27 protein-coding genes are annotated in these 25751 nt (G+C 38.8%); 1 reads left to right on the plus strand and 26 read right to left on the minus strand.

Annotated features, from left to right (window positions below; all coding sequences use genetic code 11):
- Window positions 1-2: 2 nt before the first annotated feature.
- The 10 genes from rplI to FZC40_RS12360 form a co-directional block, all read right to left on the minus strand.
- A complete protein-coding gene (gene rplI, locus FZC40_RS12315) occupies window positions 3-452 on the minus strand; it encodes a 50S ribosomal protein L9 (RefSeq protein ID WP_148604758.1) in 450 nt (149 codons plus the stop codon).
- Window positions 449-2422 carry a DHH family phosphoesterase gene (locus tag FZC40_RS12320; protein ID WP_148604760.1) on the minus strand — a complete coding sequence of 658 codons (1974 nt, stop codon included), beginning with the start codon at window positions 2420-2422 and terminating at the stop codon, window positions 449-451. The genes rplI and FZC40_RS12320 overlap by 4 nt, the downstream gene beginning before the upstream one ends.
- Window positions 2419-3372, minus strand: coding sequence for a YybS family protein (locus tag FZC40_RS12325; RefSeq protein WP_148604763.1), 954 nt, complete (start codon window positions 3370-3372; stop codon window positions 2419-2421). The genes FZC40_RS12320 and FZC40_RS12325 overlap by 4 nt, the downstream gene beginning before the upstream one ends.
- 388 nt (window positions 3373-3760) lie before the next feature.
- On the minus strand, window positions 3761-4387 hold the full coding sequence (locus FZC40_RS12330; protein WP_148604765.1) for a K(+)-transporting ATPase subunit C: 627 nt from the start codon (window positions 4385-4387) through the stop codon (window positions 3761-3763).
- A 110-nt stretch (window positions 4388-4497) separates the two neighbouring features.
- Entirely contained in the window at window positions 4498-4836 is a 339-nt protein-coding gene (locus tag FZC40_RS12335; RefSeq protein ID WP_148604767.1) for a hypothetical protein, read from the minus strand.
- A 34-nt stretch (window positions 4837-4870) separates the two neighbouring features.
- Complete coding sequence (kdpB, locus tag FZC40_RS12340) at window positions 4871-6925, minus strand: potassium-transporting ATPase subunit KdpB (protein ID WP_148604769.1); 2055 nt, start codon at window positions 6923-6925, stop codon at window positions 4871-4873.
- A gap of 13 nt (window positions 6926-6938) precedes the next feature.
- The gene (gene kdpA, locus FZC40_RS12345; RefSeq protein ID WP_148604771.1) at window positions 6939-8657 is read right to left on the minus strand and encodes a potassium-transporting ATPase subunit KdpA; all 1719 of its coding nucleotides are present in this window, start codon (window positions 8655-8657) and stop codon (window positions 6939-6941) included.
- Window positions 8658-8678: 21 nt separating this feature from the next.
- Complete coding sequence (kdpF, locus tag FZC40_RS17800; RefSeq protein WP_205737082.1) at window positions 8679-8756, minus strand: K(+)-transporting ATPase subunit F; 78 nt, start codon at window positions 8754-8756, stop codon at window positions 8679-8681.
- A gap of 405 nt (window positions 8757-9161) precedes the next feature.
- Window positions 9162-9878: a response regulator gene (locus FZC40_RS12355; protein WP_148604774.1), complete on the minus strand. Its 717-nt coding sequence runs from the start codon at window positions 9876-9878 to the stop codon at window positions 9162-9164.
- Window positions 9871-12573 (minus strand): sensor histidine kinase, encoded by a 2703-nt coding sequence (locus FZC40_RS12360; RefSeq protein WP_148604776.1) that lies wholly within the window; start codon window positions 12571-12573, stop codon window positions 9871-9873. Before FZC40_RS12360 ends, FZC40_RS12355 begins: the two co-directional genes overlap by 8 nt.
- Before the next feature lie 423 nt (window positions 12574-12996).
- Here FZC40_RS12360 and FZC40_RS12365 point away from each other — a divergent pair, with 423 nt between their 5' ends.
- Window positions 12997-13170, plus strand: coding sequence for a transposase (locus FZC40_RS12365; protein ID WP_186843797.1), 174 nt, complete (start codon window positions 12997-12999; stop codon window positions 13168-13170).
- Window positions 13171-13322: 152 nt separating this feature from the next.
- Here the strand turns inward: FZC40_RS12365 and rpsR are convergent, their stop codons facing one another.
- From rpsR to yidD, 16 genes are all read right to left on the minus strand, one after another.
- Window positions 13323-13550, minus strand: coding sequence for a 30S ribosomal protein S18 (rpsR, locus tag FZC40_RS12370; protein ID WP_148567943.1), 228 nt, complete (start codon window positions 13548-13550; stop codon window positions 13323-13325).
- Between the two features lie 18 nt (window positions 13551-13568).
- Window positions 13569-14006: a single-stranded DNA-binding protein gene (locus FZC40_RS12375; protein ID WP_148604778.1), complete on the minus strand. Its 438-nt coding sequence runs from the start codon at window positions 14004-14006 to the stop codon at window positions 13569-13571.
- 12 nt (window positions 14007-14018) lie between these two features.
- Window positions 14019-14306: a 30S ribosomal protein S6 gene (rpsF, locus tag FZC40_RS12380; RefSeq protein ID WP_148604781.1), complete on the minus strand. Its 288-nt coding sequence runs from the start codon at window positions 14304-14306 to the stop codon at window positions 14019-14021.
- A 138-nt stretch (window positions 14307-14444) separates the two neighbouring features.
- Window positions 14445-15071 carry a stage II sporulation protein M gene (locus FZC40_RS12385; RefSeq protein WP_148604783.1) on the minus strand — a complete coding sequence of 209 codons (627 nt, stop codon included), beginning with the start codon at window positions 15069-15071 and terminating at the stop codon, window positions 14445-14447.
- Window positions 15068-15274, minus strand: coding sequence for a DUF951 domain-containing protein (locus FZC40_RS12390; protein WP_148604785.1), 207 nt, complete (start codon window positions 15272-15274; stop codon window positions 15068-15070). Before FZC40_RS12390 ends, FZC40_RS12385 begins: the two co-directional genes overlap by 4 nt.
- A 3-nt stretch (window positions 15275-15277) precedes the next feature.
- Entirely contained in the window at window positions 15278-16147 is an 870-nt protein-coding gene (locus FZC40_RS12395; protein ID WP_148604787.1) for a mechanosensitive ion channel family protein, read from the minus strand.
- A gap of 9 nt (window positions 16148-16156) precedes the next feature.
- On the minus strand, window positions 16157-16798 hold the full coding sequence (locus FZC40_RS12400; protein WP_148604789.1) for a CvpA family protein: 642 nt from the start codon (window positions 16796-16798) through the stop codon (window positions 16157-16159).
- Window positions 16795-17886 carry an APC family permease gene (locus tag FZC40_RS12405; protein ID WP_148604791.1) on the minus strand — a complete coding sequence of 364 codons (1092 nt, stop codon included), beginning with the start codon at window positions 17884-17886 and terminating at the stop codon, window positions 16795-16797. The genes FZC40_RS12400 and FZC40_RS12405 overlap by 4 nt, the downstream gene beginning before the upstream one ends.
- A gap of 39 nt (window positions 17887-17925) precedes the next feature.
- Window positions 17926-18819 carry a ParB/RepB/Spo0J family partition protein gene (locus FZC40_RS12410; RefSeq protein WP_148604793.1) on the minus strand — a complete coding sequence of 298 codons (894 nt, stop codon included), beginning with the start codon at window positions 18817-18819 and terminating at the stop codon, window positions 17926-17928.
- A 2-nt stretch (window positions 18820-18821) separates the two neighbouring features.
- Window positions 18822-19586, minus strand: a complete 765-nt coding sequence (locus FZC40_RS12415) for a ParA family protein (RefSeq protein WP_148604795.1) — start codon at window positions 19584-19586, stop codon at window positions 18822-18824.
- Window positions 19587-19734: 148 nt separating this feature from the next.
- Window positions 19735-20457, minus strand: a complete 723-nt coding sequence (rsmG, locus tag FZC40_RS12420; RefSeq protein ID WP_148604798.1) for a 16S rRNA (guanine(527)-N(7))-methyltransferase RsmG — start codon at window positions 20455-20457, stop codon at window positions 19735-19737.
- Entirely contained in the window at window positions 20450-22357 is a 1908-nt protein-coding gene (gene mnmG / locus FZC40_RS12425; RefSeq protein ID WP_148604800.1) for a tRNA uridine-5-carboxymethylaminomethyl(34) synthesis enzyme MnmG, read from the minus strand. The genes rsmG and mnmG overlap by 8 nt, the downstream gene beginning before the upstream one ends.
- A gap of 11 nt (window positions 22358-22368) precedes the next feature.
- Window positions 22369-23748: a tRNA uridine-5-carboxymethylaminomethyl(34) synthesis GTPase MnmE gene (mnmE, locus tag FZC40_RS12430; protein WP_148604803.1), complete on the minus strand. Its 1380-nt coding sequence runs from the start codon at window positions 23746-23748 to the stop codon at window positions 22369-22371.
- Window positions 23749-23891: 143 nt separating this feature from the next.
- On the minus strand, window positions 23892-24521 hold the full coding sequence (gene jag / locus FZC40_RS12435; protein ID WP_148604805.1) for an RNA-binding cell elongation regulator Jag/EloR: 630 nt from the start codon (window positions 24519-24521) through the stop codon (window positions 23892-23894).
- A gap of 29 nt (window positions 24522-24550) precedes the next feature.
- Window positions 24551-25498 (minus strand): YidC/Oxa1 family membrane protein insertase, encoded by a 948-nt coding sequence (locus FZC40_RS12440; RefSeq protein ID WP_148604807.1) that lies wholly within the window; start codon window positions 25496-25498, stop codon window positions 24551-24553.
- 39 nt (window positions 25499-25537) lie between these two features.
- Window positions 25538-25750 (minus strand): membrane protein insertion efficiency factor YidD, encoded by a 213-nt coding sequence (gene yidD / locus FZC40_RS12445; RefSeq protein ID WP_205737081.1) that lies wholly within the window; start codon window positions 25748-25750, stop codon window positions 25538-25540.
- Window position 25751 lies beyond the last annotated feature (1 nt).

The raw sequence follows: 25751 nt of genomic DNA on the forward strand, positions 1-25751 counted from the left end.
TCCTAGGCTTCGCCTTTTACAACAACTGTCAAATTACCGATGATCCCCTGATAAGTCTTGATTTTAACTTCAATGCGTCCCACATTGCGAATCGGCATTTCGAGTTCAACCTTCCGCTTATCCACTTTTATTCCTTTTTCTTTTTCCAATATTTCCGTAATATCTTTACTGGTCACCGAGCCAAAAAGTTTACCATCTTCTCCGGCACGCTCGGTAATCGTTATTTCCGTTTCATCAATTTTTTTAGCCAAGGCAATGGCTTCCTGTCGCTCTTCTTCTATTCGCTTAATTTCTGTTATTTTCTCTTTTTCTGCCAACGCAATGTTTTCTTTATTTCCAATGACTCCTTTTTTTGTTTTTATCAGGAAATTTCTGCCATAACCATCCTTTACTTCTACAACATCTCCCTTATTTCCAATATTTTTAACATTCTCTAATAAAACAACTTTCATGATTCATTCTCCTTCTTGTATTTTTTTATTGCTGTTAGCAGCAAGTCGATCCCAACTTCAAGGTCTTTTTCTCCTGGAAATTGTGCCCCAGCAATCGCTAAGTGTCCGCCGCCGCCTAATTTTTCTAGAATAATTTGAACATTGACATCGCCCATAGATCGGGCGCTGATGGCAAGTCCCTCATCATTTTTTAGGATAATAAAAGAAGCCACAATTCCCTTAATGTTTAAGAGTTCATCGGCAGCCTGGGCAGCGATGACTTTTCCATAATCTGAGTTGTTCTCAAAAGTCGATATGGCAATGTTGTCAAAATATATTTTTGCATTCTTTACTGCATCCGATTTCGCCGTATAGGTGTTTAAATCATCCTGTAAAAGGATTTTACTGACAATCGTATCGGCACCCTTTCTTCTTAAATAGGATGCGGCTTCGAAAGTCCTAACGCCGGTCTTAAGGGTAAACATCTTGGTGTCCATACAAATTCCCGCCATCAGAGCATTTGCCTCAATCTGATTCAATTGACTCTTTTCGCCAAAATACTGAAGCAGTTCCGTCACCAATTCACAAGTTGAAGAGGCGTAGACTTCGGTGTAATTTAACAACGTATTACTAATGGCTTTTCCTGATCGTCGATGGTGGTCAATCACGACAATTTTTGTTATTTGATCGATTAATCCAGGCATTTCTAAATAATTGACGTTTTGGGTATCTAAAACAATTAATAAAGTATTTTTCGTCCCATAGCTTTCAGCTTCTTTTGGTGTAATAAAAGCTTCCTGATAGGCCTCATTTTCTAAAAGATAATCAAAAAGAGACTTAATTGAATAATTGATTTCCTTGACAACTATTTTTCCATCTTTTCCCAAGGCTTTACAGGCTCCCAGCAGACCCACCGCACTGCCTAAACAATCCATGTCTGGATTCTGGTGTCCCATTAACAGCACGTGGTCAGCCTCTTTGATTAATTCTTTTAATCCATATGCCTTAACCCTGGCTTTTACCTTGGTTCTTTTTTCAGTGGCTTCGGTTTTTCCGCCATAGAAGGACATTTTTTCATCCCGTCTAACCACGGCCTGATCTCCCCCTCGAGCCAAAGCAATATCCAAAGCTGAATGTGACAATTCCTGGGATTCGACGATTCCCATGATATTTTCAGGAATGCCAATGCCAATACTTAAGGTAATCGGTATTTTTTCATCATTTTCGATTTCTCGGACGGCATCCAGTATTTTAAAGTTCTCTTTTTCCAAAGAACAGATTTTTCCACGTTCAAAAATCATTAAATAGCGATCACTTTCATATTCAATAATGACACTTCCTAATTGTTTCGCCCATTCATTGAGTTTGAGATCTACTTTTCCCAATATTGCAGAACGTTTATGGCTGGGAATTTTTTCAATAATCTCATCATAATTATCATTGACAATATAGCAAAACAATGGCGAATTTTTCCGGTAAAGCTGTCTCTCTCTGCTTTGCTCTGTTATATCAAAAAAATGAAGTAATTCAAAGCTATGAACACTGTCTGAAAAAGCATTCGTTACAACGCCATAGTCACTTTCTCCATAATGGAATGTGAAATCCTCCTGTTTTTTTGCGTCTAGCAAACTAATCCCCAATTCATCAACAATATTTTTTTTAAAAAGACCTTCCTTCTCATTTTTAAAGGCGTTTCCAAATGCTTGATTATACCAATAAATGATGCCTTCGCTATCAACAATAACCATAGCTATCGGCATTTCATACATACGTTCCTGATTTATTTGATCCAAGTCACTGTATATTTCCTCGATAGCCTTGTCAATTTTTATTTCATCAAAGGAGGTATTTTTGGTGTAATAAATAATTAGTACTGCAAAAGCGATGCCACCAATGATTCCAAAATATATGTTGTAAAAACTAAGAACGATGGATAAAATTAGCACGATAACGATGGCCAACCAAACGATTTCTTTCTTTGTTTCTTTCATTTTTTTTGGGTCTCCCTTCGAAAAATCATGCGAAGCCCCAGGTAAACATCCGCAACGCCCAATAGTGTTACAAAGGATTGAAGGAGCAAGGCCACAAAAACGACTAAAACCTTTAAGCCCTTATTATGAACTTTTTTATATTCCATAAAATCGAAAATAAAAGAAATTCCCATCACTAGGAAAATCAGGTCAATGAAAACAATGAACGTGTAAATATAGATATCCGGTATTGCTGTTATTTGAAAAACACTGATGATGAAATCTCCGACAATGAAAATTGCCAGAAAGTACTTAAGTGATGCTGGTATTTTCCACTGAGACAAGGGTTCAAATCCTTGCACCGAATAACCAATCCGTTTTAAAATAAAATCACAAACGACAATATTAACCGTAGAGAATAGCACCGGCAACAATAATAATGTACTCGGCAATACCAGTTTCAGTGTTTGCATTCTGGCGTCCATCATATCTTTTAATATTGTCAATTGGCTGGCATCGATCATGTTTGATGTTTCATAAATGTTCATCACTTCTTTTGTGCTGGTTTCCATCATTTGGAATATGTAATTTGTAAAATTCACACCCATAATGAATTGATAGCCTAAAACCACTGCGATTAAGAGGATTCCAAAACCAACGGCCCCGACAATCACTTTTCTAACGGGCGAAATGTTCTTGTAATAGGCAAACCCTAAACTGCATCCCACAAAAAACATCAGCGCTCCAAATGACAGTGCAGTAATGGGGTCCATAAACAAAAAAATTAAAATGGTTGCTGCCAAACTTGAAATAATGCTCACCTTGAGTCCCTGTCGTTTTCCCAGAACGACCATGGGAACAGGGATAAAAAATACTAATATGACTAAAAAAGGAATGTAATAGCAAATCAAAGTAAGTATTACTGCTAGTGCACAAAATAGTGCCCCTTCTGTGATTCCTCGAGTTTTCATTAATCCTCCAACTTGACAAGTCTATAATTTTCCCAGATGCACTCAAATTATGCACCTAAACTAACTGATACATTATATCACAATAAAATAAAATGCCTATTATTTTTTCCCACGCTCAATGATCATTATTTTCTCTCTGATTCAGCATAAATAAAAAAAGCTGCTCATCCCAGGTGCGAACCTGGGATGAACAGCTTTTCCGGTTTTAGTTATTTGATGGATACGGTAAAAGCGCAACATTTTGCGCCCGTTTAATGGCTTCTTTATCATCAACCTGTTCTACTTGGCTCAGCATGATTCCCGCTGAGCCTGGGAAAAAACAACCCTCCAATGCCAATTCCATATCTAAGTGAAGGTGTTATGACAACACCGGATTGTTAACCTGCGCCTATTTCACCAGATTTAAATCTTTAGCAATTTGCAAATTAACCATCAACACATTAACGGTTTCCTCCCCGAATATACCAAGAACCTTTCCTTTTGTATTCTCCTTTACGATTTCCTTCAGTCTATCCTGCGATAAACCGGTTGCTTCGGCTAACGCTGAAATTTGGATGGCAGCCGATTCTGGACTGATGTGTGGGTCAAGACCGGAACCGGACGCTGTCAATAAATCGGTAGGGATATCCTCTGCTTTAACAGAAGGATTTGATTTTAAAAATTCACTGATGTCATCCTGAACACGGTTGGACAGTTCTGGATTGGTTGTTGCGTAATTCTTTGATCCTGAAGCAATTCCGGTATAATCACCGTTATCCTTATCCTCCTGCGTATAGGTATTGTAGTTTACCGCAGATGGGCGACACTTCATAAAACGCGTATCAGTAAAATCCTGACCAACAAGTTCAGAGCCGACCGCATTGCCGTCAACAGTAACCAAACTACCATTAGCCTGCTTCGGAAAGAACACTTGGCTGGCACCTGTAAGCAGCATTGGGTAAGCCAGGCCGCATATCAAAAGCAGAGTCAATGTTACTAAAAGCGGCTTTTTTATTTCTTTCAAAAATATACTCATTTTGATAACCTCCTATTTTAATTCAAAATTTTAATTCAAAAAGCGTAACAGCGAAATAGTTGTGAAATCAATCACTGCATAGCCAATAAGGATGTAGCCTGTCACCAAATCTAATGTGTGTGACACTCGCTGTAAACATCTATGCCCAATACCTTGTTCACGGACGTAATAAATGCCTGGTAGCCTCCATCTTTATCAGTCCTATGAGGAAGTGACCGTGACAGAATTTCATCAACGTCTTCCCTATCAAAATCAAAGCAACTTGTCAAAAGATCTTTAACTTCGTCGGAAGCTGCTCCAAGGACAAATTCATCCGCTGCCTGATAAACCATCTCATTCTCATAGAAGCCTGAACGTTTAAACTCATAGTATTCCAGTATTTTCTTATAACCGTAAATAATTACGAAGGCAATTGCCAACATTCCGACATTTTCTAAAAAGACATCCATAAAATGACCTCCTTCAAATCCATGTGATCTCCCTCTATAGGCCCAAAAGCACTAGCAGTGGGGAGATGATTAAATCAATCACCTTGATACCTATAAATGGAGCAATGATACCACCGAGTCCATAGATAAGCATATTGTGAGACAACATATTCTCTGATCGTTGTGGCTTATACTTGACACCTTTCATAGCAAGTGGAATCAGGCATGGGATAATGATGGCATTAAAAATCAAAGCGGAGAGTATCGCACTATATGAGGTGGACAATCCCATGATGTTCAATACCTTCATTTGCGGAATGACCGCCATGAACATGGCCGGAATAATCGCAAAATACTTGGCAACGTCATTGGCAATACTGAAGGTCGTCAGCGAACCGCGTGTAATCAAAAGCTGTTTCCCGATTTCCACAACATCCAAAATCTTTGTCGGATCAGAATCCAGATCGACCATGTTCGCCGCTTCCTTTGCGGCTGAGGTTCCGCTGTTCATCGCAATACCAACATTCGCCTGTGCGAGTGCTGGTGCGTCGTTTGTACCATCTCCCGTCATTGCGACAATCTTACCTTCGGATTGTTCGGCCTTGATCAACGCAATCTTATCCTCCGGCTTGCATTCCGCAATGAAGCTGTCCACACCCGCCTCTTGGGCAATGGTAGCTGCCGTCAGCGGGTTGTCACCAGTACACATGATGGTTTTGATGCCAATCGCACGCAATCTTGCAAAACGCTCCACAAGCCCCGATTTTATGGTGTCCTTCAGATAAATGACGCCTAAAATCCGATTCCCGACGCAGACAGTTAGTGGCGTACCACCCAGCTTGGCAACCTCATTGACCTGCGCCTCCAAATCCTTTGGAATGAAACCGCCCAACTCCTGCACATATTTTTGGATAGCATCAGAAGCGCCTTTCCGTATTATTGTCCCATCTGAAAGGTCGACGCCGCTCATGCGCGTCTGCGCAGTAAACTCCATGAATTCCATACCGGGGTTTATCTCCTGATGTAACCCGCTAAGATGCTCTCCAAGTTCTACTACCGATTTTCCTTCCGGAGTATCGTCTTTTAGAGAACTGATGACGGCGTAACGAATCAGCTCCTGTTCGCTCGCATTTCCTACTGGTATAAATTTAGCTGCCATACGATTTCCGTAAGTAATTGTACCAGTCTTATCAAGAATCATAGTATCCACATCGCCACAAACTTCCACCGCTTTTCCAGACAAAGCAATGACATTAAAACGCGTAACACGATCCATGCCAGCAATGCCTATGGCAGAGAGCAATCCACCAATAGTCGTGGGAATTAAGCAAACAGTAAGAGCGATCAAAGTCGAAATCTGCAAGCGTACCCCGCTGTATACAGCAATTGGATAGAGGGTGACTATGACAATCAAAAAAATTATGGTCAGGCCGACCAGTAAGGTGTTCAAGGCTATCTCATTTGGCGTTTTCTTTCGGGATGCGCCCTCAACCAATGCGATCATTTTATCAAGAAAAGATTCGCCCGGATTTGATGTGATCCGGATTTTAAGCCAGTCGCTCACCACTGTTGTTCCGCCTGTGACCGATGCAAAATCGCCTCCATTTTCCTTTAACACCGGTGCGGATTCACCAGTAATAGCAGATTCATCTACTGAAGCAATGCCTTCAATAACTTCACCGTCATTGGGGATAAGCTCTCCCATCTTTACCAAAACGATATCTCCCTTTTTCAGCATACTTGCGCTCATTACGGTTTCTCTGCCGTCGTCACTCAAGATACGAGACTGCATATCTTTCTGCGTTTTTTTCAAGCTTTGAGCCTGTGCTTTGCCCCGGCCTTCGGCCACCCCTTCAGCAAAATTAGCAAAAAGCACAGTAATTAAAAGGATGACTGCGACAATTCCATTATACAGCCGCAAATTGTTTCCTTCATCCCCAAAAATATTAGGGAAAAAACAAAGCAGCAATGTAACCGCGAACCCTATTTCAACCACAAACATAACTGGGTTTTTCATCATGTACCGAGGATTCAGTTTTGTAAACGCTCCTATAATTGATGATTTTAGAATATCTTTTGTAATAAACTTTGTTTTTGTTCCTTTATTCATGAAAGTGTCCTCCTTAATTCCACAAGGTTAAATGTTCCGAAATCGGGCCAAGAACCATCGCCGGGAAAAATGTCAACGCGGCAATGATCAAAATGACCATGAACAGTGATATGCCAAACGTCCTGGTATCTGTCTTTAATGTTCCGATAGATTCGCTAACTGGCTGTTTCATCATTAATGAGCCGGCAATAGCCAGTTGGATAATGATGGACAAATAGCGTCCGAAAAACATGACTAGCCCGGTAGTGATATTCCAAAAATATGTATTGTCTCCCAAGCCTTCAAAACCGGAACCATTGTTGGCTGCAGAGGATGCATATTCATATATCACTTGCGTCAGTCCGTGATATCCGGGATTGCTGATTCCGGCCAAACCTGCCGGGACAGCAATAGCTAATGCTGAAAAGGCTAGAATCAACAGCGGGTGAATGATGATCCCAAGCGCTGTGAGTTTCATTTCCTTTCCTTCAATTTTTTTAGACAAATACTCCGGCGTTCGGCCAACCATAAGCCCGCAGATGAACACAGTAAGAATCACATATAGAATCATGTTCATCAGTCCGACGCCCTTACCGCCAAACACAACATTGAGCATCATATTCATTAGCGGAACAACACCACCTAAAGGCGTAAGGGTATCATGCATGTTATTGATGGAGCCGGTGGTAAAGGCCGTTGTCACCGTTGTAAAGAGCGCCGATTGAGCGATTCCAAACCTGACCTCCTTGCCTTCCATGTTGCCCATGCTCTGGTTTAATCCAATCTGCTTCAGTATGGGATTGCCGGCTTGTTCAGCTGCAAAGCAGACAATCACGCCCATAATTAAGATGATGAGCATCACGGCGAAAATAGGCTTTGCCTCGCTACCAATCAGAACCCTTTTTTCTTTTCCTTTTTTGGTTTCTTTTTTACGGTTGCGTACCATATGTCCAAATGCTATCACGCACGAACCCGGAAGCAACATCATCGAAAGCATTTCGATTATATTGGTAATCACATTAGGATTCTCAAACGGCGCCGACGAATTAGCTCCGAGGAATCCGCCGCCGTTTGTCCCAATATGCTTGATTGATTCAAGCGCCGCAATCGGGCCCATTGCAATGTCCTGATATTTTCCCGCTATGGTTTGGACCGTGACATTGGCAGATAAGTTTTGTGGTACCCCTTGAGAAACAAGAACCAACCCGATCAACAGGGAAAGCGGAAGCAAAACACGTGTTGTGATCCGAATAAGATCGACATAAAAATTGCCCATCGACTTTGTTTTTCCTGCAAGACCGCGCACGAAAGCCATGGCGACGGAAAATCCGGTAGCCGCAGAAGCAAACATCATAAATATAATTACCATCATTTGGCTCAAATATGAAAGCCCTGATTCTCCAGAGTAGTGCTGAAGGTTCGTATTCGTCATAAAACTGATAATCGTATTAAATGAAAGGCTTGGCTCCATCCCACCAATACCGTTAGGATTCAAAATCGGCAAGGCCTGAATTCTCAGGATCAAATAGCCAACTAGAACCATAATTACGTTGGTTACAAGCATTGCTATAGCATACTGCTTCCAATTCATTTCTTTCTTTTCAATACCGCATATCCGGTAAACCACATTGTCGATTCGGTTGAAAACCGGATCAGCAAAGGTATGTTGGTCTACTGCAATATGATATAAGTACTTCCCCATTGGAATAATAAGGGCAATAAAGGTTACCAATATTAAAATAATTTGTAACATCGTTTTTTCTCCACTTTTCTGTTAAAATTTTTCAGGATTGACTAACGCATATAGTAAGTACGCTCCCAGTGCAATAATCAGAATTCCAAGAATTATCATAATTAATAACCACCTCTACGATTTCTCAACTTGGTGCTCACACCAGTCGGCAAACAACTTAATTAGCAAATAACATATTGCTAAAATACCAATCATTAAAAAGTCCATATTTAAATCCTCCTATATTTCAATTTTGTTTAGTTTATCACGTCCGCCATTAGGTCGGGGTTAGGGTTTTCGTGTGTGAATTAATACTATATAAAGATAGTCTTTTTTATAAGTTATGACCAAAACCGAATTAAAAATGATAAAAGTGAAGATGCAATATCAGTTACTTTTATGAGTAGAAATGCAAACAAAAAAATCTTGGTTCACAATTAAAGTGAACCAAGATTTTTTGTTAACATTTGCTGCAATTGATTATAGGATGACTTCTCAAAAATGTATTGTTTTGTATGAAACGTATTAAAGCGATTTTCTGTCATCATCGACTTGCAGCATCCTATAGCCGACACCAATATGTGTCTGAATATACTTTGGCTGTGCGGGCGTATGCTCTATTTTTTTTCTGAGAGTTGCCATAAAAACGCGTAGAGCGGAAACATCGCTGGTGTAATTACCCCAGATTTCATGCAGGATATAATTATGAGTCAGTACTTTACCTACATTCTTTGCCAGCAGGCATAACAGCTTATATTCGATTGGAGTCAAGTGTACTTCCTCGTCATCCAACCAGACACATCCTGCTGCATAATCAATTTTCAAATTCTCATTAGTAAAGACAGAAGCATCCTTTAACAGCTTATCACTGTCATAACGGACTCTTCGCAGGCTGACCCGGAGTCTTGCCAGTAGTTCTTCTACACTGAACGGCTTCGTCAGATAATCGTCCGCACCGGCATCCAGCGCATCTATTTTGTCTCGGACTTCACTGCGTGCGCTGACCACAAGGATGGGAGTGTTTGACCATGCCCGGATTTTTTTTATGATATCCACACCGTCCATATCTGGAAGCCCCAAGTCCAGGATTATGATATCCGGCTGTTTGGAAACGGCTTCTAATATCGAAGCTCCGCCTGTTTCAGCTGTGTGATATAGGTATTGCTGTGTTTCCAGTGTTGTAGTAATCAGTTTTCGGATCGCTTTGTCGTCCTCCACTACAAGAATCAATGGTTTATTCATGATAATTTACCTCCTCTGCCTGCAAAGTAAAATAAAATACTGTACCATGCGGGATATTATCCTTAATATCGATTGTACCACCAAGGGCATTTATAATCGATTTACACAAATATAGCCCCAGGCCTAATCCACGACGTCCATCTCCCCGAATGTTGTCTGCCGTATAAAACATCTCAAACAACTTTGATTTTGCTTTATCTGATATACCGGGGCCGTCATCAGAAATTTCTATAAGAACCATCTGCTTTTCGCGCTTCGCAGAGATGATAATATGCGATCCGGGCGGCGTATATTTGATAGCATTGTCCATAATATTGATAATGACCTGAATAATCAACCGAGAATCCATTTTGGCCATCAGAAATTCGTCATCCAATACGGTCTCAATTTTATGTTCCACACTGTTGCGATTAATATGAAGCAATGCTTCTGTAAAGACTTCCTCTAAAAGTTCAGACTGCATATTTAAATTTAACGTGCCATTGTCGATTCGCGTAATCGAAAGCAAATTTTCCACCAAATTGATAAGCCACATCGAATCATCATAAATATCCGAATAAAGACTTTTTTTCTGTGCTTTGTTCAACACTTCGGAATTCCCCATAAGAATTCCCGCATTTCCTGAAATACTGGTAAGTGGAGTGCGCAAATCATGGGAGATAGCCCGAAGCAGGTTTGCTCGGAGTTGTTCTTGCTGCATTTGAATTGAAATCTGTTTTTGTGCTTCATTCGAGTTTTCTTTTTCAAGTGCCATTGCACATTCATTAAGCATGGCAATCATCAGGCTTTTTTCAAATGCTTCCAAAGGAGATTCTTTATCCATGACAATTCCCGCAACGGCAAGTACTGAATTGCCGCTACGTACCGCAAGATATAAACATTTAGCAGTAGATAATGTGTTTGTAGTAGCACCAGCATGTTTATTATTCATATAAACCCATTCGGCAACTGCACGTTCATCTGTTGCAAGATACGCCTGTGAATCAACAGAATCTTCCTTTGGAAAAACAAGCGGCTCAGATAGCGTATTTTGCTTTGCAGCGTAAATAATTATAGTCCTACCTAACAGCTTTACCATTTGATGTGCCGTTTCGATTAAAATATCTGATTGATTTTTCGCCTGTTGTAATTTTCTGCTCGTTTCCAAAAGCACCTCAGTGCGATGCGCTTTTTGAGCGGATTGGCGAGCTTGCTCTTTTACCTGCTTGGTCAGCGTGCTGGTAATTAAAGATGCTACCAACATAATCAAAAAGGTCACCGGGTAACCCGGATCAAACGCTTGAAAAGAAAAGCGGGGCTCCGTAAAGAAATAGTTGAATAAAAGCACGCCTAATACTGACGATACGGCGCTATACATTCTACCCCGTGTAACTATGGCATTCAGCTGAACGCCCAGAATATATACTGTTATTATATTTGCTATGCTAAAATTTAAAGAAGTAAACAAAAATCCGATCAAGGTACAAATTACCAGAATACCTACGGATTTGGCTGTGTCGACCAACGACAGGCCCGATGGTTTTACAAACTTAGGAAAGTTTATATAGGAAGACGACTGCGTATCGGGAATAATATAAATGTCAATAGTTGGCGCGTACGCAGTCAGTTTATCAACAAAATTGGATTTTACAAACCATTTTCTGGTATGTGCTGAGCGTCCCATGACAATCTTTGACACCCGGCTTGATCTAGCGTATTCCGCAATCTGCGCGGGAATATCATCGCCATACACAGTCGCAATTTGCGCACCAAGTTGCTCAGCTAGTCTCAGGTTTTCCATTAAACTCATCATGTTTTTGTTGTCTGATTCTTCGGCTTCAGACGTTTCCACAAATAATGCAGTAAAAGTGCCGTGAAAAGCATCTGCTATTCTTGCTGCCGTACGGATAACTTTTGCGTTGGAAGCAGCTGATGAAAGACAGACTAAAATATGCTCATTGGCATATTGAGTTTTGCTTTTTGCCTGGTCACAGTTTTGTATTTCATTGTTGATAGCCGTGCGGTTAACCTTATCAGCAGTCCGGCGCAAAGCTATTTCGCGAAGCGCAATCAAATTTTCTTTAGTAAAAAAATTTCCAAGCGCCCTTCGTGCTTGTTCTTCCCGGTAGATATTCCCTTTGTTTAATCGGTCTATCAAGTCATCCGGTTCAATATCAACCAATTCAATTTGATCAGCGCTGTCAAATACGCTGTCCGGAATACGCTCTCGTACGGATATTTCGGTAATGGAGGCGACAACATCATTCAGGCTTTCGATGTGTTGAACATTGATCGTAGTGTATACATCTATGCCTGCCTGCAGAAGCTCATCCACATCCTGGTATCTTTTTTTGTGGCGGCACCCCTCTACATTAGTATGTGCCAGTTCATCCACTAAAATAAGCTGGGGCTTACGCCGAATAGCTCTGTCCAAATCAAATTCCGCTAAAGTGATGCCTTTATATGATATTTCCAAGGGGGCTAAAACCTCCAGCCCTTCTAAACATGCCATTGTTTCCGGTCGAGCATGGGGCTCAATATAACCGGCGACCACATCAATTCCGTCTTTCAGCGCCTCTTGGGCGTCATTGAGCATGGTATAGGTTTTGCCAACACCTGCTGCATAACCGAAATATATTTTCAATCTGCCACGTCTTTTTACCGTCGGTATGGGGGGCTCAACCTGGGAATCAAAATTTGTTTGATTGAAAGTCATATAAGATGCATCTCCTTTTGTAAATTCGTACGTTCTCAAAAACTCAGAGCGTTTTTTTTGTATCTTTCACGGTTCAGCTTTTTCGCTTCAGCCTTACTTTTTTATCAAAATTTCTAAAAATATTTCCTGCAAAATAGCCATATTCAAACATTTATATTTGCAGGTGTCTTAACTTTCGCAAATCAACCCCAGAATCAAAGTGAATGATCATTGTTCCCATGTCTTATGATCTGGAGGTATTTATGTTACGAGTTTAGACACCTCATTTGCCGTGATCAACGTTCACTTGAATGCCGGGGTTAAGTGATTACTCAATTCTTTATATTTTTCAGTATAACATAGTAAAAATCAGTATAGTGTTATAACTTTATCTGTGGTATTAAGATACCATTAAGATAAAGTGCCGGAAATATAAATATAACTTTGCGTAAACATACATTTTATTTTGTTTTTCAGAGGTTTCCCTGTCACTATACAAACGGTGTTCTGGAAGGATTAAACACTAAAATAAAAACCATCAAACCGATTCCTTTTGGTTATAAATCTTCTTTCATTTTAGAAACAGAATTTTCATTACACCGGAGTTGCCTAAACTAAAAGCAGCCTCGGACTATTTTCCTTCTTAGTTTGCTATGTTAATTATAAATTTTTTATTTTTCTTGTCTTCTAATACCAACACCATTTGACAAAGAGCCAAAAAAAAGCTGCTCATCCAAGGAGTGAACCTGGGACGAACAGCTTTTTCGGTTTTAGTTGTTTGATGTATACGGTAAAAGCGCAACATTTCGTGCACGTTTAATGGCTTCTGTTACTTTCCTTTGATGTTTTGCACAAGTACCAGTGGCTCGTCTTGGTAAGATTTTGCCACGTTCAGAAATAAATTTCTTGAGTGTAATGACATCTTTATAATCAACCTGTTCTACTTTTCGTTCGCAGAACTCACAAACTTTTCTTCTTTTTTTAAACGGTTTTGGCATTAAATTTTCCTCCTATTCTTAGAAAGGTATATCGTCGTCGTCGGCCATCAAATGAAAATCTTCATCTAGGCCCATCACTGACATATTATTATCTGATCGTGGTGCAGAAGCTTGCTGACTTCCGCCGGTTGAATCTTTACGGCTGGATGACAAGAAACTAATCTCATCAGCAACAACTTCTGTCACATAGCGTCGTTGACCGTCCTGTGCATCGTAACTTCTTACCTGTAGTCGTCCTGACACACCAATTTGGCTGCCCTTAGACAGATATTGACCCGCAATTTCTGCTTGTTTTCCCCATACCACTATCGGTACAAAGTCTGCTTCCTTTTGACCATCTTTGTTTTTAAAACGACGATCAACAGCTAGGGTAAATGTAGCTACCGCTTTGCCAGTTGTCGTGTTTTTTACATCAGGATCTCGGGTTAGTCTTCCTACTAAAATTACTTTATTCACAGAAATGCCCCCTTATTTCTCTTTATTAATAATGATATTTCGAATAAATGATTCAGTAATCTTGTATAAATGATCCAATGCATCAAGTACTGAGTTTTCAGCATTGAATTCTATTATTACATAGTAACCTTCTTGATACTTTTTATCAATATCATAGGCTAATTTTCTTTTGCCCCATTCATCAACTTTTCCAACTGTTCCAGCTGTTTCAATTACAGCTTTAACTTTACCAATCAATTCTTCTATTGTTTCTTTTTCAAGATCCGGCTTTAAAACAAATAATGTTTCATACGCTCTCATTCCATTTCACCTCCTCATGGACTATGGCTCACTTTTCCAGCAAGCAAGGATACCAGTTTTTAATTATATCATAAAATTTAATCCTTGCAAGCATTTTCTCGCTTTTTCCAAAATGTTTCTTTTCCTACTGTTATCATTTTATGAAAAAGCTTTAAATATTATCGGTGTCATGAAAGTTTCAATAAATGCAGCTATAATAAAAAGCGGTATGATCCAAAGAAAAAAAATTCGCAGGCTGGCAAGGATTGCCTGTTTTAATTCTCCCTTGAAACTTTTTTTAGTCATCGTTTTTACGAGTACATAACAAATGTGAGCGCCTAGTGTCACACTTAGAACCAACGCGGGTATCTCAATTACGCCATGAGGAAGAATTCCTGCCAGAAAAGGAATCCAGCCAACCCCGTTGATCTGATAAACCGCACCAATCAAACCAACAATCATAGCATTAGACAAGAGGGAAAAAACAGGAAGAAACAAAAACGGTATAAAACCCGCAGCAATTGTCAGTCCTCCGGCCCAAAGATTGTTAATGAAAATCCAGAACCATAAAGCTAATCCGGTATTATTCAAAATGTCTTTTCCTTGAAACAACGTAACTAACTCTTGATAATAGCCTTCTGTCATCTGCGGATTATTCTGAAACAGGATAACATTAACAATAATGAGTGCAACAAAAAGACTTAGAAAAATATAATAAGTTTGTTTTAGATTTTTAAAAAAATAAATTCCCGCACTATTCCATTCTCTAATAATGAAATTTTTCATTGCTTTACCTGATCCTCATTCATTATCACTTTTTTAATTTGTTTATTAAATTTTGATCGTTGTAACATCACAATATGTCCACAACCCATACATCTAATTTTTATATCTGCACCCAATCGAATGATTTCCCACTGGAAGCTGCCGCAAGGATGTTTTTTTTTCATTTCGACTCGATCGCCTAATGCATATTCTTTACTTTCCAAGTTTCACCTCTGTGCTTTTTTATCTGATTCTCCGTTATAAATAAAAGACTTGTTGTACGGGATTTCAATTCCCTTCTCATGAAACACTTCTTTTATTTTTTGACGCAGCACTGTTTCTGCTTTAAATTTAGAAGCTGCATCCTCATCACAACTGATTCGGATATTCACCGCTAATGGACCCATATCGGTCACCCCAATAACTTCTGGACAGGTTTTAAACAATTCTTCATGACTTTCAAAAAGTTCCCTGCAGATGTCATTAAGGATATCGGTAACCTTACTGATGTCCTCTTCATAAGAAATTCCGACATTTACAGTCGCTTTAATATGACCTTTTGAATAATTTTTCAACCGATCAATCTTTCCATTATGGATGATAAATAGTCCACCGTCGAACTCACGGATATTTGTGGTTCGCATTCCAATTGCTTCAACGATTCCATAGTGATTTTCATCAATAATAATGTAATCTCCGACACAAAACTGATTTTCAAAAACAATCACAAACCCACTCATCACGTCTTCTACAATTCCCTGGGCGCCAAAACCGATGGCCAGGGTTCCAACACCTGCTACAGCTAAAAGCGAACTGACATCCATAAATTGTCCTAGTATGATAAGAATTGCCACAGTCCATATACCACTTCTAACACCTGTTTTAGCAACGTGGTTTAATGTCACGACCCGACGTGATTCTCTTACATCAATGCCTGATTTTAATGAATCAAAAACACGATTGACAATACCAAATATTATTTTAATACTCACAATCGCTGCCACCAATACCAAAAGCGAAATCAGAATTTCTTCCAGCAGATTTCCAAAATTAATTTGCGATGTGACCTTTTGATAATTATCGATCAAGTATCCCATAATACCCTCCTATTGTATTCCTACAAAGTTCATGATCCAGGGCAAGCCTATTTGAAACAACGTACTTTCTTCATAAGTAGGAAGATTTGCGGCTCCGCCAGTGTATACATTTAGTAGCGTACACACCCAAAGCACAACTCCCAACAAACAAAGCGCTAAAACCAATCCTATTAAAAGCCCTAACAATCGGTTGATACCACCAATAATCGGGATTTTTGAAACACCTCTAAAAATAATTTGTAGCATCCAAACAATAATTGATACTGCAAAAACAATGATTAGAAAACTGATGCCTTGTGCAATCCCGTGGGTAAGACTCTCCGTCATAGCACTCAAGCTTTGATTCAGCATTGACTGTCCGCCGTTGATGATCGCTTGTGTCGTTGCATCATTTACCAAAACACTTTGTTGTCCAACATCAATGAGTGACTGAGCAACTGCTTCAACGTTAATTTTTTCCATTAAGCGATCAAACATTCCTAAGCCAATTAACCAATTGCCTAACATTGGAGAAAAAATCCAGGCTATTGTAAAAGATGCAATAAATCCCCCGAAACTGATCAGGGTATTTATTGCACCTCGTTTATATCCGATGAGTCCTGAAATTGCACAAATCAGGATGCAAATTAAATCTAATGATGTAAGACTCATTTTTTATTCCTATAATATTCTTCTATGTCTTCCTCATTGATAATTCTAATCGCGCTTGTTTCTTTCAAGAATGATTTATCATTACTTTCCTGATGTTTTCTCATTTCTTCCTCGGCTTGCTCCAAAGTCATTGGTTCTGTAACATCCCATTCATCTGCAACGGTTGTTTTTTCTGTTCTTTCATTATCTTTGGCCGTAATTTCCGGCATTCTTTTAGGCTTAATGCTTTCAATTTCTGTTGAAAACGCTGTTTGTTCATCAACAGACGCTATTCTTTCAAAGAGTCCTGTTTCATTTTTCGGCGTTTGCGGGTCAATTAATCTTTCCCGGTCATTATCTATATATAATTCTTTGTCATTTACACTTGGATAGGCATCTTCAATGATCACCCCGGTCATATTCATACTTACCGATTCTTTTGGGGTAAACCCCTCATTAATCATCTCATCTGAAAGACCATCGATGCCGATACTTGTACGTTTCGGTAATCTCGACTTCTTCTTGGTGCTTTTCTTTTCTTTCTTTTTATTTAAATCATCTTGGATTTCTTTTTCATTTTCTGCTTTTGATTCTTCTAAATATTTATGTCCCATTATTCGCCCTAAAACAATTCCAATCATTTGAAACACCACCGTGAAGATTAGCGAAATTCCAAAAAAGACGAATATTGAGATATTACTGCCAATCAATTGATAAATAAGCCCAAACGGCAAATACCAAAAAATTGTTGGTGCTGCCAAAAAAGCGAATTGATTCCAAACACTGCTTGTATCTTGGCCAGGTGCTAATACGGACACTGCCGTCAATAATACTGTAAGAACAACAATCGGTATCAAACTAAAAAATATGTACTTGAAAATTTTCGGCTTTTCGTTTCTGCTAATATTTTTAAAACAAATAACAAACAATACCATCCAAAAAATTCCAATTGCCAATAACTGCACGCCATTAAACAAATAATCGAAATTATCGGTTCTAATAATATCAAAAACGCACTTAAATATCAAAACAATCACTAAGTATAGAATATTTCCTAAGACTGCCGCCTCAAGAGGTGACAATCGTCTCTTTCTTTTGATTTGATTCATTTTTTCTCCATTTCATGATTTAATTTTATTTTCTTGTCCTTAATCTACCTTTACATATCCCAAAAGCTCCAGAATCCGATCCAATTCTTCCAGAGATGAATAGGAAAACTCAATTTTTCCTTTTTTTCCGCGATTCTGCAAATTAACTTTTGTTTTGTATTTTTCTTCTAAGCCTTCCCGAATTTCTGTGATGTATCCGCTATTATCTTCTTTCTTTTTTTGCAGTGGCTTAACAGAACCTTCCATTTGCATCTTTTTTATCCGCTTTTCTGCTTCTCTGACACTTAATCCCTTTTCTATGATTTCATTGGAAAATGCTTCCATTTTATCTGGATCTTCTAAAATAAGGATGGCTCTGGCATGTCCTGGAGTGATCATCCCTTCGGCTACCTCATTTCGGATTGACTTAGGAAGCTTTAAAAGTCTGAGTGTATTGGCAACCGCTGTTCGACTTTTTCCGATTCGAATACCAATTTCCCCTTGAGTCATATTGAAGTTTTCCATTAACCCTTCAAACGCAAGGGCTTCCTCGATACTATTGAGATTTTCTCTTTGAACATTTTCAATGATCGCGATCTCTAAAACTTCTTCTGGCGGAAGATCTTTTACTATCACAGGGACTTCTTTTAAGCCGATCATATTTGCTGCCCGCCACCGTCTTTCCCCGGCAATGATACTGTAACCTTTTGCTTCAGGCTTTACGACTAAGGGCTGTATAATACCATGTTCTTTTATTGAAATACCTAATTCTTCAAGTTTTCCACGATCAAAATTTTTGCGCGGTTGATTTGGATTTGGACGGACGTTATTGGTTTTTACATAGAAAACCAATTTTTCAACATCAACCTCAAGTTCCTCATCATCTTTTGAAATGATAACTTCATCGGGAAACAACGCTCTAAGACCTTTTCCTAACCCTGTGTTTTTTCCCATAGCTACTCCTGTCTTTGTATGAATTCTTTAGCCAATGCACGATATGCTTTTGCCCCTTTTGATGAGTTGGCGTACTCAAAAATGGTTTGCCCATAGCTTGGTGCCTCAGCCAACCTGATATTTCTGGGAATCATTGTTTCATAAACCTTGTCTTTAAAATAATCCACAACTTCATCAACCACTTGATTGGATAAGTTTGTACGACTGTCAAACATCGTCATAAGAACTCCTTCGATTTCTAATTCTGGGTTCAAGCCCTGTTTGACCAGGCTGATTGTGTTCATTAGCTGACTGACTCCTTCCAATGCGTAAAATTCACATTGAATTGGAATTAGCACGCTGTTTGCCATCGCTAAGGCATTGATTGTCAATAAACCCAGTGATGGCGGACAATCGATGAAAATATAATCGTAATAAGCTTTCACATTTTCGATACAACTTTTTAAACGCAACTCTCTTTGTGGCAAATTTATCAATTCAATTTCTGCTCCGGCTAAATCTGGATGTGATGGAAGAATATGAAGGTTCTCATAAGATGTTGTTAATATAATCTGTTTCAAATCATCGCCATGTATGATCCCATTATAAACACTTCTCTCAAGATTGCTTTTTTCAATGCCAAACCCGCTGCTCGTATTTCCTTGTGGATCGATATCAATAACGAGGATCCGGTGTCCTTCCATGCTCAAGGCCGTGGTTAAATTAATATTTGTGGTTGTTTTTCCAACGCCACCTTTTTGATTGAATACTGCCACGATTTTCGCCATGTTTCGCTCCTTATATCTGTTTTATTGTTATTTAGCTCGTCAATCACAATGTTCCCCACTTAGCTTTCACATGTTTCACGTGAAACATCTTTGAATTCCAGAAAAATATTATCATATTACCCTTTATTTCGTCTTGTTATTTATATCATTAAATTGGAAAGTTTTCATTTCTGATTTTGCCATTAATTCTAGGAAATTGCATTGGCGTTTTTCTGTTTTTCTCAATATTCATTATAACATGAACATAATCGCTTTGCAGTAATAAACCTTTTTTTACATCGATAATTTCCCCGCCAAGAATTTCAATCGGTTTCTTTGCCGATTCTAACTCTTCTTTATAATCTTTTCCTTTCATTGGCAGAAATTGTCCGCCTATTTTTGTTAAAGGTAAACAATATTCAGAAAGAAGCGTCAGATTTGCAACCGCCCGTGATGTTACCACTTCATAAATCTCTCTAAATTCCGGATCCTGTCCAAGCTCTTCGGCTCTTCCATGAAGTATTTTGATGTTGTCAATGCCTAACTCTTTTGCAATCTCTTTAACCACATTCAACTTCTTTTTTGTTGAATCCATCAGGGTAATCTCTGCATCTTCGAGGACAATTGCTAATGGAATGCCCGGGAATCCGCCGCCTGTCCCTACATCCAGTATTTTTGCTCTTGGATTTTTAATCAATTTAAGTAATGTCAATGAATCCATGATATGCAATTTTATAAATTCATCCTCATCCGTTATCCGGGTTAGATTAATATGTTTATTTTTCTCCAATAATTTGTCCATATAGGCAAGTAGCTTATCACCTTGTTTTTCAGTGATGGCAATATCGAATTGTTCACCCAACTGTATCAAATTCTGTATCCGGTTATTCATTTTCACTTTCTTCCTTTTCTGTCCCCATTTTTCGTCTGCGTTGTTCTAATGCGATTAATAAAACAGATATATCCGCTGGGGATACACCTGAAATCCGGGACGCTTGACCAATTGATGTCGGCTTGATTTCCTGCAGCTTTTCAATGGCTTCAATACGGAGTCCCCCGGTCTCCCCAAAATTAAAATCTTTTGGTATTCTTTTGTTTTCCAGTTTCTTAAATTGTTCCACTTGGGCTAATTGTTTTTTAATATATCCTTCATATTTTATCTGAACTTCGACTTGTTCAACAACACTCCAGTGCAGAGATGGCCGTTCTGGATCAAAAGTTCCAGTTTGAAGATATTTTATTTCCGGCCTTCTAATCAGTTCCCCGAGCGATAGACCATGCCTAATTTCAGAACTCCCTAACTCTCTCATGATGGCATTGTTTTCAGGACTTGCTTTAACCAGCACTTCGTCTAAACGTTTTATTTCCATTTCAATCGCTGCTTTTTTTTCTAAGAACTTACGATACCTTTTATCATTAATCAAACCCACCCGATGTCCGATTGGCGTCAATCTCAAATCAGCATTATCCTGCCTGAGCAATAATCGATATTCGGAACGTGATGTCATCATTCGATAAGGCTCATCAATACCCTTTGTTATAATATCATCAATAAGTACGCCAATGTATCCCTCTGAACGATCAATAATTACCGGTTGTTTACCTAGTAAATATTGCCCGGCATTTATTCCCGCGATCAGGCCTTGAGCGCCGGCTTCTTCGTAACCAGATGTGCCATTAATTTGCCCGGCAAAAAAAAGGCCTTCTACCTCTTTAGATTCCAGCGAAGCTTTTAAACGGGTGGGATGAATACAATCATATTCAATGGCGTATGCTGAACGCATGAACTCTACTTTTTCCATTCCTGCCACGGTACGGTATAATGCAATTTGGACATCTTCAGGCAAACAAGATGACATTCCTTGAACATACACTTCATTTGTTTTTAATCCTTCAGGCTCCATAAATATCTGATGACGGTCTTTGTCGTGAAACCGCATCACTTTTGTTTCAATAGAAGGACAATACCGTGGTCCAATACCTACAACATCCCCTGTGAATAATGGCGATCTTTCTAAATTTTCATTAATAATTCGATGTGTTTCTTCATTAGTATAGGTTAAATAACAAGGAACTTGTTTGATTTCGATTTTATCAGTTTCGAATGAAAACGGCACAATATGCTCGTCTCCTTCTTGAATGGTCATTTTAGAATAATCCAGGGTCTTCGCATCAACTCTGGCAGGCGTTCCTGTTTTAAATCGCTGAAGTTCAATGCCATTTCTTTCGAGACTATCCGATAAGTGCATTGCCGGAAATAAGCCATTAGGCCCTCCGTCATACTGCACATCGCCAATGATGATCCGTCCTTTCAAATAGGTTCCGCTGCATATAATGGCAGCTTTGCAGGGGTAAACGGCACCGGTATTGACCATCACCCCGGTGATTTTTCCATTTTCAACCAAAATTTCTGTTGCTTCCTGTTGTTTTAAAAGTAAGTTCTCCTGGTTTTCAATGACTTGTTTCATTCGAAACTGATAGGCTTTTTTATCAGCCTGGGCTCTTAATGAATGAACGGCCGGCCCCTTTGCCGTATTTAGCATTTTGCATTGAATCATTGTCGCATCAATGTTCTTTCCCATTTCCCCACCAAGGGCATCAATTTCCCGCACCAAATGTCCCTTTCCGGTTCCACCAATGGATGGATTGCAAGGCATCATTGCTACTGAATCTAAATTTATGGTTAAAAGAAGTGTTTTTAATCCTAATCTTGCGCTGGCAAGGGCAGCTTCTGAACCAGCATGTCCCGCTCCGATTACGACAATATCATAGTCTCCTCCTGGGTAAGTCATTCTTCTTTCCTCTACTTTCCAATACAAAAATTTTTAAAAATCTGATCAATAATATCCATTCCCACTGCTTTTCCGGTAATTCCGCGGAGTGACTCTAATGCTTCCATAATATCAATAGAAACCAGCTCAATCGGCATTTGACTCTTCATCGTTACAATCGCATTTTCCAGACTTTTTTTTGTTTCTTCCAGTAATTGTATATGTCTTGTATTGGTAATCAGATAATCCGCTTCCTGATTAACGGTTCCTTCATAAACCATCTCAATCATTTTCTTTTTCAGAATTTCAATGCCCGACTCTTCAATCAAAGACATGGGGATCCACGGAGCTGATATTTCGCAATCTTTTTTGCTGAGTGTATCCGTTTTATTTGCTATATAGATGGTTTTTCTGTTTTTCAGCAATTCGAGCAGTTCTTTTTCCCCGGGTGATATTTCTTTCGATATATCGCGCATAAAAATGACCAAATTAGTTTGATTTAAAAGAGCTTTTGATTTTTCTACTCCTATTTTTTCAACCACATTGTCTGTTTCTCGAATTCCCGCAGTATCAATAATTTTAAAGGGGATTCCTTCGATATTAATATATTCTTCGATCATATCTCGAGTTGTTCCGGGAACATCTGTTACAATCGCTTTGTTTTCCATTAGAAAAGTATTCAATAAGGAAGATTTGCCAACATTAGGCTCCCCTAAAATAGCTGTGGTAATGCCTTCTCGATAAATTTTCCCCGTTTCGGCTACCACCAGTATTGCTTCGATTTTTTTAAGTAATTTAGTGATTTCTGCATGAATAAATTCATAGGTGATTTCTTCAATATCATATTCAGGATAATCGATATTTACTTCCATATGTGATAAAATACCAACAAGAATCACATCTAAATCTTCCAGCTTTTCCGATAATCGCCCTTCTAACTGCGCCACCGAATATTCTAAACTTTTTTCAGTTTTGGCATTTATAATATCCATGACTGCTTCTGCCTGGGTCAGATCGATTCGTCCATTTAAAAATGCACGCTTTGTAAATTCTCCCGGTTCTGCTAATCTTGCTCCGGATTTAATCACCAATTTGAGTATTTTTCGCATGGGGACAATCCCCCCATGACAATTAATTTCAACTATATCTTCAGCCGTGTATGAGTGGGGAGCCTTCATTTTTGAAATTAAAACCTCATCGATGTCCTTATTTGTGATCGGATCAACAATTCTTCCATATAACAACGCATGGCTTTTTGCCGCTTCTAATGTTTTTCCTTTTGGGTTAATAAAAAGATTATTGCCAATTTCTATGGCTTTATTTCCACTTATTCTTATAATTCCAATTCCTGCCCCGCCCATACCTGTGGCAACCGCAGCAATGGTACCTTCATTCACTAATAAGACTTCCACTTTTTTCTCCTGACTAAATAATTCTTTGCTAATTTATAATGATATAATAAATCAAGGTCACTGACAAGACTGCTGTTGCTAAAAAAAGGACGCCCCACAGACTAACTTAAAAAGTTATTTTGTGACACGCCCTTTAAAAAAATTTAGTTTTTATCTTTCAACTGAATGACAATCCGTCGGTATGGTTCTTCGCCTTCGCTGAATGTAAAAACCTTTTCGTGATTTTGAAGTTTCGCATGAATCACACGTCTTTCTGATGGATTCATCGGTTCAAGGATCATTTTCTTTTGATAATAAACGGCTTTATTTGCCATTTTCTCACCCAGATCCTCTAATGTCTTTTCTCTCTTGGCACGGTAATTTTCTGTATCCAAAACCACTCTGACGTATTCTTCATTTTTGCGGTTAATAACTAAACTGACTAAATACTGAAGCGAATCTAAGGTTTGACCTCGGCGTCCGATAAGAACACCCATATCTGTGCCTTCTAAGTTAATGAATAAAATATTGTCTTCAAGACGTGTCTGGATTTTACAAGCAATTTTCATGGCATTAAATACGTCATTTAAAAAATCGAGGGCGCGTTGTTCCGGATCATTGATGAGTGTAACTTCAACAATCGCCTCCTTTTTCCCAAAAATCTTCATTAAACCACTGTCTGGCACTTGTAATGTATTCGTTTCAACTTGATCCTTAGTAACTCCGAGCTGTTGCAAACCATCATTAATGGCCTCTTCTACGGTTTTACCAGTACCGGTTACTGTTTTATTCATTTTTCCTCTCCTTAGCTTTCAGTTCATTTTTACTTGTTATTATAACGTTCCTTGGCTTTTTGATAGGCTTCTTCTTGAGCTTCATCTCTTTTTGGTATTTCAGCAGTTGGTTTTTTTCGTTGCTGAACTTGTTTTTGCTGTATCTTTTTACCTGAAGCTGGTCGTGTTAAAGGTTTCTTGGTTTCATCATCCGGAATGCTTTTCTTTTTATCTTTCTTTTGATCATAGGGATTATTCGCCGCTCGCTTTGCAGCTATTTCTGCTTTTCTCTCTTGCTCTGCTTCGCGAACACGTCGTTCCGCTTCCTCAATCGAATAATCCGGTTCCGGCATACGCATCATTGCAAATTGTTGAACAAACGTAAACATATTCTGAACAACCCAATATAAAGCGACTCCAGCCGGCATATTGATAGCCATATAGCCAATCATAATCGGCATAACGTAAAGCATAATTTTTTGGGTTTTGGCATTGGGATCATCCGGATTTGTCGTAGATGAAGCCATCGTAAATTTTTGCGTAATAAATGTGAATAATGCCGCCAAAACTGGCAATATGTAATATGGATCTGTATTACTAAGACTCGTCATCCATAAGAAAGACATGTCAAAGGTGCCAATGGTCCCATGAAATACCCAAAGATCAGGCGATTTTAACGTACCATATAAACCAATCAAAATCGGAAACTGGATTAATAAAGGTAGACAGCCACCGGCTGGATTAACCTTAAATGTCTTGTATAACTTCAGTGTCTCTTCATTTAATTTTTCTTTGTTATTTTTGAACTTTTTTTGCAACTTTTGTAATTCAGGCTGAAGACGCTGCATATCCTTCATTGATTTGGTCTGCTTAATATTTAGCGGAAGCAGACAAATCTTCGTTAATATTGTAAATATTATAATTGCCCAACCATAATTGTGAACAATTTCGAAAATTTGAAAAAGCACCCATCCAAAAATATTGTATAAAAAATCCATTCATTAACTCCTTAAGGTATTTCTCCCTAAAAATTCTCTTTAGGGAAGGGGATCATATCCCCCGGGATTAAAAGGATGGCATCTAAGAATGCGTTTTCCACCCAAATAGCTACCCTTTATCACACCGTATTTTTCAACGGCCATAATAAAATATTCTGAACACGTTGGACTAAAACGACAATTTTTTCCTAAAAATGGTGAAATAAATTTTTGGTAACCTCTAATGATTACTACCAGGAATTTTTTTATCATT

The sequence above is a fragment of the Acetobacterium tundrae genome (assembly GCF_008086615.1).
Taxonomy (GTDB): domain Bacteria; phylum Bacillota; class Clostridia; order Eubacteriales; family Eubacteriaceae; genus Acetobacterium; species Acetobacterium tundrae.

What these genes read in the sequence shown, in the direction of transcription:
- FZC40_RS12355 (WP_148604774.1), bottom strand. Translation starts at nt 9,878, where the DNA reads ATGAATAAACCATTGATTCTTGTAGTGGAGGACGACAAAGCGATCCGA.
- FZC40_RS12325 (WP_148604763.1), bottom strand. Translation starts at nt 3,372, where the DNA reads ATGAAAACTCGAGGAATCACAGAAGGGGCACTATTTTGTGCACTAGCA.
- kdpF (WP_205737082.1), bottom strand. Translation starts at nt 8,756, where the DNA reads ATGATAATTCTTGGAATTCTGATTATTGCACTGGGAGCGTACTTACTA.
- FZC40_RS12400 (WP_148604789.1), bottom strand. Translation starts at nt 16,798, where the DNA reads ATGAGTCTTACATCATTAGATTTAATTTGCATCCTGATTTGTGCAATT.
- FZC40_RS12405 (WP_148604791.1), bottom strand. Translation starts at nt 17,886, where the DNA reads ATGAATCAAATCAAAAGAAAGAGACGATTGTCACCTCTTGAGGCGGCA.
- kdpA (WP_148604771.1), bottom strand. Translation starts at nt 8,657, where the DNA reads ATGTTACAAATTATTTTAATATTGGTAACCTTTATTGCCCTTATTATT.
- FZC40_RS12415 (WP_148604795.1), bottom strand. Translation starts at nt 19,586, where the DNA reads ATGGCGAAAATCGTGGCAGTATTCAATCAAAAAGGTGGCGTTGGAAAA.
- rplI (WP_148604758.1), bottom strand. Translation starts at nt 452, where the DNA reads ATGAAAGTTGTTTTATTAGAGAATGTTAAAAATATTGGAAATAAGGGA.
- FZC40_RS12330 (WP_148604765.1), bottom strand. Translation starts at nt 4,387, where the DNA reads ATGAGTATATTTTTGAAAGAAATAAAAAAGCCGCTTTTAGTAACATTG.
- FZC40_RS12335 (WP_148604767.1), bottom strand. Translation starts at nt 4,836, where the DNA reads ATGGATGTCTTTTTAGAAAATGTCGGAATGTTGGCAATTGCCTTCGTA.
- yidD (WP_205737081.1), bottom strand. Translation starts at nt 25,750, where the DNA reads ATGATAAAAAAATTCCTGGTAGTAATCATTAGAGGTTACCAAAAATTT.
- rsmG (WP_148604798.1), bottom strand. Translation starts at nt 20,457, where the DNA reads ATGAATAACCGGATACAGAATTTGATACAGTTGGGTGAACAATTCGAT.
- jag (WP_148604805.1), bottom strand. Translation starts at nt 24,521, where the DNA reads ATGAATAAAACAGTAACCGGTACTGGTAAAACCGTAGAAGAGGCCATT.
- rpsF (WP_148604781.1), bottom strand. Translation starts at nt 14,306, where the DNA reads ATGAGAGCGTATGAAACATTATTTGTTTTAAAGCCGGATCTTGAAAAA.
- mnmG (WP_148604800.1), bottom strand. Translation starts at nt 22,357, where the DNA reads ATGACTTACCCAGGAGGAGACTATGATATTGTCGTAATCGGAGCGGGA.
- kdpB (WP_148604769.1), bottom strand. Translation starts at nt 6,925, where the DNA reads ATGAATAAAGGAACAAAAACAAAGTTTATTACAAAAGATATTCTAAAA.
- FZC40_RS12320 (WP_148604760.1), bottom strand. Translation starts at nt 2,422, where the DNA reads ATGAAAGAAACAAAGAAAGAAATCGTTTGGTTGGCCATCGTTATCGTG.
- rpsR (WP_148567943.1), bottom strand. Translation starts at nt 13,550, where the DNA reads ATGCCAAAACCGTTTAAAAAAAGAAGAAAAGTTTGTGAGTTCTGCGAA.
- FZC40_RS12360 (WP_148604776.1), bottom strand. Translation starts at nt 12,573, where the DNA reads ATGACTTTCAATCAAACAAATTTTGATTCCCAGGTTGAGCCCCCCATA.
- FZC40_RS12440 (WP_148604807.1), bottom strand. Translation starts at nt 25,498, where the DNA reads ATGGATTTTTTATACAATATTTTTGGATGGGTGCTTTTTCAAATTTTC.
- FZC40_RS12385 (WP_148604783.1), bottom strand. Translation starts at nt 15,071, where the DNA reads ATGAAAAATTTCATTATTAGAGAATGGAATAGTGCGGGAATTTATTTT.
- FZC40_RS12410 (WP_148604793.1), bottom strand. Translation starts at nt 18,819, where the DNA reads ATGGGAAAAAACACAGGGTTAGGAAAAGGTCTTAGAGCGTTGTTTCCC.
- FZC40_RS12395 (WP_148604787.1), bottom strand. Translation starts at nt 16,147, where the DNA reads ATGGGATACTTGATCGATAATTATCAAAAGGTCACATCGCAAATTAAT.